3 protein-coding genes and 1 pseudogene are annotated in these 4,270 nt (G+C 73.0%); 2 read left to right on the top strand and 2 right to left on the bottom strand.

The genetic code is table 11. The features are described 5' to 3' along the window. Nucleotides 1-291 precede the first annotated feature (291 nt). Nucleotides 292-1,482, top strand: coding sequence for a zinc-dependent alcohol dehydrogenase (locus UW392_RS59365; RefSeq protein ID WP_320783822.1), 1,191 nt, complete (start codon nt 292-294; stop codon nt 1,480-1,482). On the opposite strand, the gene UW392_RS59360 is transcribed toward UW392_RS59365, so the two are convergent. Next, nucleotides 1,479-2,561 carry an ATP-dependent DNA ligase gene (locus tag UW392_RS59360; protein WP_320783821.1) on the bottom strand — a complete coding sequence of 361 codons (1,083 nt, stop codon included), beginning with the start codon at nt 2,559-2,561 and terminating at the stop codon, nt 1,479-1,481. The two genes, UW392_RS59365 and UW392_RS59360, sit on opposite strands and share 4 nt — an antisense overlap. A 74-nt stretch (nt 2,562-2,635) precedes the next feature. Between UW392_RS59360 and ligD the strand changes: the two genes are divergently transcribed. Next, nucleotides 2,636-3,697, top strand: coding sequence for a non-homologous end-joining DNA ligase (gene ligD, locus UW392_RS59355; protein ID WP_320783820.1), 1,062 nt, complete (start codon nt 2,636-2,638; stop codon nt 3,695-3,697). A 54-nt stretch (nt 3,698-3,751) separates the two neighbouring features. Here ligD and UW392_RS59350 read toward each other — a convergent pair. Beyond that, nucleotides 3,752-4,270 (bottom strand): annotated as a pseudogene (locus UW392_RS59350) (hypothetical protein); the annotation flags it as partial.

Raw genomic sequence — 4,270 nt, 5'->3', positions numbered from 1 at the left:
ACGGCGGCCCCGGGACCGGCGCGCGTCCGTCGTCCGCCGCCGGCCCCGCCGCGCAGCCCGCGGCCAGCAGCACTGCCGCCACCGCGGTCACCAGCTGTTTCGTGTGTCTGCTCCCGGCCACCCGCCCGCCTCCTCTGAAGGAATGATTGTGTGCGTTTCTCCACACATTCATCGCCATACCCGACTTTTCCGGACAGGGCGCGCTCACTGAGCTGAACGGACCAGTGGCGGTGGTGGTTCGGGGGAGAGGCGTCGGGTACCCGGGCGCGGACCACGGAGGAGGCGTGCACCATGAAGGCAGTGACCTGGCAGGGCAAGCGGGACGTACGGGTCGAGGAGGTGCCCGACCCGAAGATCCAGGAGCCCACGGACGCGGTCATCCGTGTCACGTCCACCGGACTGTGCGGCTCCGACCTGCACCTCTACGAGGTGCTCACCCCGTTCATGACACCGGGCGACATCCTCGGACACGAGCCGATGGGCATCGTGGAGGAGGTCGGTCCCGAGGTGCCGAACCTCAAACCCGGTGACCGCGTCGTCGTACCGTTCCAGATCGCCTGCGGCCACTGCTACATGTGCGACACCGGGCTCCCCACCCAGTGCGAGACCACCCAGGTGACCGGCGAGGGCATGGGCGCCCCCCTGTTCGGCTACACGCGGCTGTACGGCGCGGTCCCGGGCGGCCAGGCCGAGTACCTGCGCGTCCCGCAGGCCCACTACGGCCCGATCAAGGTGCCGGACGGCCCGCCCGACGACCGCTTCGTCTACCTCTCCGACGTCCTGCCCACCGCCTGGCAGGCGGTCCAGTACGCCGCCGTGCCACAGGGCGGTACCGTCGCCGTGCTCGGCCTCGGCCCCATCGGCGACATGGCCTGCCGGGTGGCGCAGGCCAAGGGCGCGGGCCGGGTCTTCGGCGTGGACCTCGTCCCCGAGCGGCTGCGCCGGGCCGAGGCGCGCGGCGTGGAGACGTACGACCTGCGGGCCTTCGACAGCGAGAAGGAACTGGTCGCCGCGGTCCAGGACCGGACCGACGGCCGCGGACCTGACGCCGTCATCGACGCCGTCGGCACCGAGGCGCACGGCGGCGCGATCGCCAAGCTGGTGCAGCAGGGCGCCGCGATCATGCCGCGCAAGCTCAGCGGACCCATGGCCGAACGCTTCAGCGTCGACCGGCTCGCCGCCCTCTACACCGCCATCGCCCTGGTACGCCGCGGCGGCACCATCTCGCTCTCCGGCGTGTACGGCGGCATGGCCGACCCGATGCCGATGCTGACCATGTTCGACAAGCAGATCCAGCTGCGGATGGGCCAGGCCAACGTGCGCCGCTGGAGCGACGAGATCATCCCCTACCTCACCGACGAGGACCCGCTCGGCGTGCACGACTTCGCCACCCACCGGGTACCGCTCACCGAGGCGCCCCGCGCGTACGAGATGTTCCAGAAGAAGCAGGACGGCGCGGTGAAGGTGCTGATGCAGCCCTAGAGTCCGTTGCCGGAGGGCGGGGCGAGGATCTCCGCCAGGTCGAAGCGGACCGGCTCGTCCAGCTGCGCGAACGTGCAGCTCTCCGGGGTGCGGTCCGGACGCCAGCGCCGAAAGCGCGCGGTGTGCCGGAACCGCGCCCCGTTCTCCATGTGGTCGTAGGCCACCTCGGCGACCCGCTCGGGCCTGAGCGGCACCCAGGACAGGTCCTTCTTGCCCGTCCAGCGGCTCGGTGCCCCCGGCAGCCGGGCCGACGCGTGGGCGGCCTCGTCCCCCCAGGCCGCCCACGGGTGAGCGGAGACATCGGTCATCCGCAGCGGCTCCAGCTCCTCCACCAGTTCCGCCCGGCGCTTCATGGTGAAGGCCGCGCACACCCCCACGTGCTGCAACACCCCCTCGCCGTCGTGGAGGCCGAGCAGCAGCGAGCCGACCACCGGTCCGCTCTTGTGGAAGCGGTAACCGGCCACGACGACGTCCGCCGTCCGCTCGTGCTTCACCTTGAACATCACCCGCTCGTCCGGGCGGTAGCGCAGGTCGAGAGGCTTGGCCACCACGCCGTCCAGGCCCGCCCCCTCGTACTGCTCGAACCACCGCCGCGCCACCTCGATGTCCGTCGTCGCCGGCGCCACGTGCACCGGGGCGGTGACCCCCTGCAGCGCCCGCACCAGCAGGGCCCTGCGGTCGGACAGCGCAACGTCCAGCAGCGACTCGCCGTCCAGGGCCAGCAGGTCGAAGGCGACGAACGACGCCGGTGTCCGCTCGGCGAGCGTCCGCACCCGTGAGTCCGCCGGGTGGATGCGCTCGCTCAGCGCGTCGAAGTCCAGCCGTCCCTCCCGCGCCACCACAATCTCCCCGTCCACCACCGAGCGCTCCGGCAGCCGCTCCCGCACCGCCGCCACCAGCTCCGGGAAGTACCTGGTCAACGGCTTGCCCGTACGGCTCCCGAACTCCACGTCGGCCCCGTCGCGGAACACGATCGCCCGGAACCCGTCCCACTTCGCCTCGTACTGCATGCCCGGCGGGATCGCCGCCACGGACTTGGCGAGCATCGGCTTCACGGGCGGCATCACGGGAAGATCCATGGTTCGATTCTGGCCGGATCACATCCGTACCGCCTGATATGCGAGGTTCGCCGGCCGGGCCTACCGTGGCACGCATGGGTGACGCGGTGGAGCTGGAGACGGGCGGCCGGACCGTACGGCTGTCCAGCCCCGACAAGATCTTCTTCCCGGAGCGCGGCTACACCAAGCTGGACCTGGCCCGCTACTACCAGGCGGTCGCCCCCGGCATCCTGCGCGCCCTGCGCGACCGCCCCACCACCCTGGAGCGCTACCCCGACGGTGTCACCGGCGAGTGGTTCTACCAGAAGCGCGCGCCCAAGAACATGCCCGACTGGATTCCCACCGCCCACATCGCCTTCCCCAGCGGACGCAGCGCCGACGAGATGTGCCCCACCGAGGAGGCAGCGGTGGTGTGGGCGGCGCAGTACGGCACCCTCACCTTCCACCCCTGGCCGGTGCGGCGCGCCGACGTCGACCACCCCGACGAACTCCGCCTCGACCTCGACCCGCAGCCCGGCACCGACTACGACGACGCGGTCCGCGCCGCCCACGAACTGAGTGCGGTGCTGGACGAGTTCGGCGGACTGCGCGGCTGGCCCAAGACGTCCGGCGGCCGGGGCCTGCACGTCTTCGTGCCGATCGAGCCGCGCTGGACCTTCACACAGGTGCGCCGCGCCGCCATCGCCGCCGGACGGGAACTGGAACGCCGCATGCCGGACCGGGTCACCACCAAGTGGTGGAAGGAGGAGCGGGGCGAGCGCATCTTCGTCGACTACAACCAGACCGCCCGCGACCGCACGATCGCCTCCGCCTACTCCGTCCGCGCCCGCCCGCACGCCCCCGTCTCCGCGCCCCTGCGCTGGGAGGAGGTCGGCACCGCGCACCCGGCCGACTTCGACCTCACCACCATGCCGGCGCGGTTCGCGGAACTCGGCGACGTACACGCCGACATGGACGGCCACGCCTACTCCCTCGACGCCCTCCTCGACCTGGCCGACCGCGACGAACGCGACCACGGCCTCGGCGACCTGCCGTACCCGCCGGAGTACCCGAAGATGCCGGGCGAGCCGAAACGGGTGCAGCCGAGCCGGGCGCGCGGCGCTGAGACGCGGGGCGCCGACGTGCGCGGGAAGCGCGGTGGGGCGGGGACGGCCTAGGCGGAGGCCGGGACGGTGTCAGGCCGCTCAGACCACTCAGACCGCTCAGACCGCTCAGACCGCTCCGGCCGTTCCAGCCGCTCCGGCGGGCTCCGGCCGTTCCCACCGCTCCAGCAGCTCCCGGCATGTCTCCTGGAGCGCTATGTCGCCGGCGACGTCGAACCGCGTCCCCGAGGGGCCGTCGTTGGTGTGGCGGCGCGGCGCGGCCACCTCCGCCCGGACCAGCGGCAGGGCCGGCCCGGCGGCCGGTCCCATCTCCAGCAGGCAGGCGGCTGTGGCGCGGCGCTCCGCCGGCGTCTCCTCCCAGGCCCGGAGCAGCGGCGGGAGGGCCTCGGCGGCGTCACCGGTCACCCGCCACAGCGCGGCGGCAACCGGGCCGGTCGCCTCGCCGTCGGCGAGCAGCTCCCGCAGCCGCGGCGCCAGCGGAGCACCGGCCCGCCCCAGCGCGCCGACGTCCGCCAGCGCCTTCCGCCGCTCGTCCGGCGACGGGGAGTCCAGGCAGGCGCGGAGCACCGGAACCACCTCGGCCGCGTCCCCGGCCACCGCCCACAGCGCCGCCGCCACGTCGTGGCG

It is taken from the genome of Streptomyces sp. CRN 30 (assembly GCF_034105845.1).
Note: the sequence above shows the minus strand (reverse complement) of the source record. Positions and strands in the feature narration are given on the sequence as shown.

Coding starts and splice junctions, on each gene's coding strand:
- UW392_RS59365 (WP_320783822.1), top strand. CDS start 292: ATGAAGGCAGTGACCTGGCAGGGCAAGCGGGACGTACGGGTCGAGGAG.
- UW392_RS59360 (WP_320783821.1), bottom strand. CDS start 2,561: ATGGATCTTCCCGTGATGCCGCCCGTGAAGCCGATGCTCGCCAAGTCC.
- ligD (WP_320783820.1), top strand. CDS start 2,636: ATGGGTGACGCGGTGGAGCTGGAGACGGGCGGCCGGACCGTACGGCTG.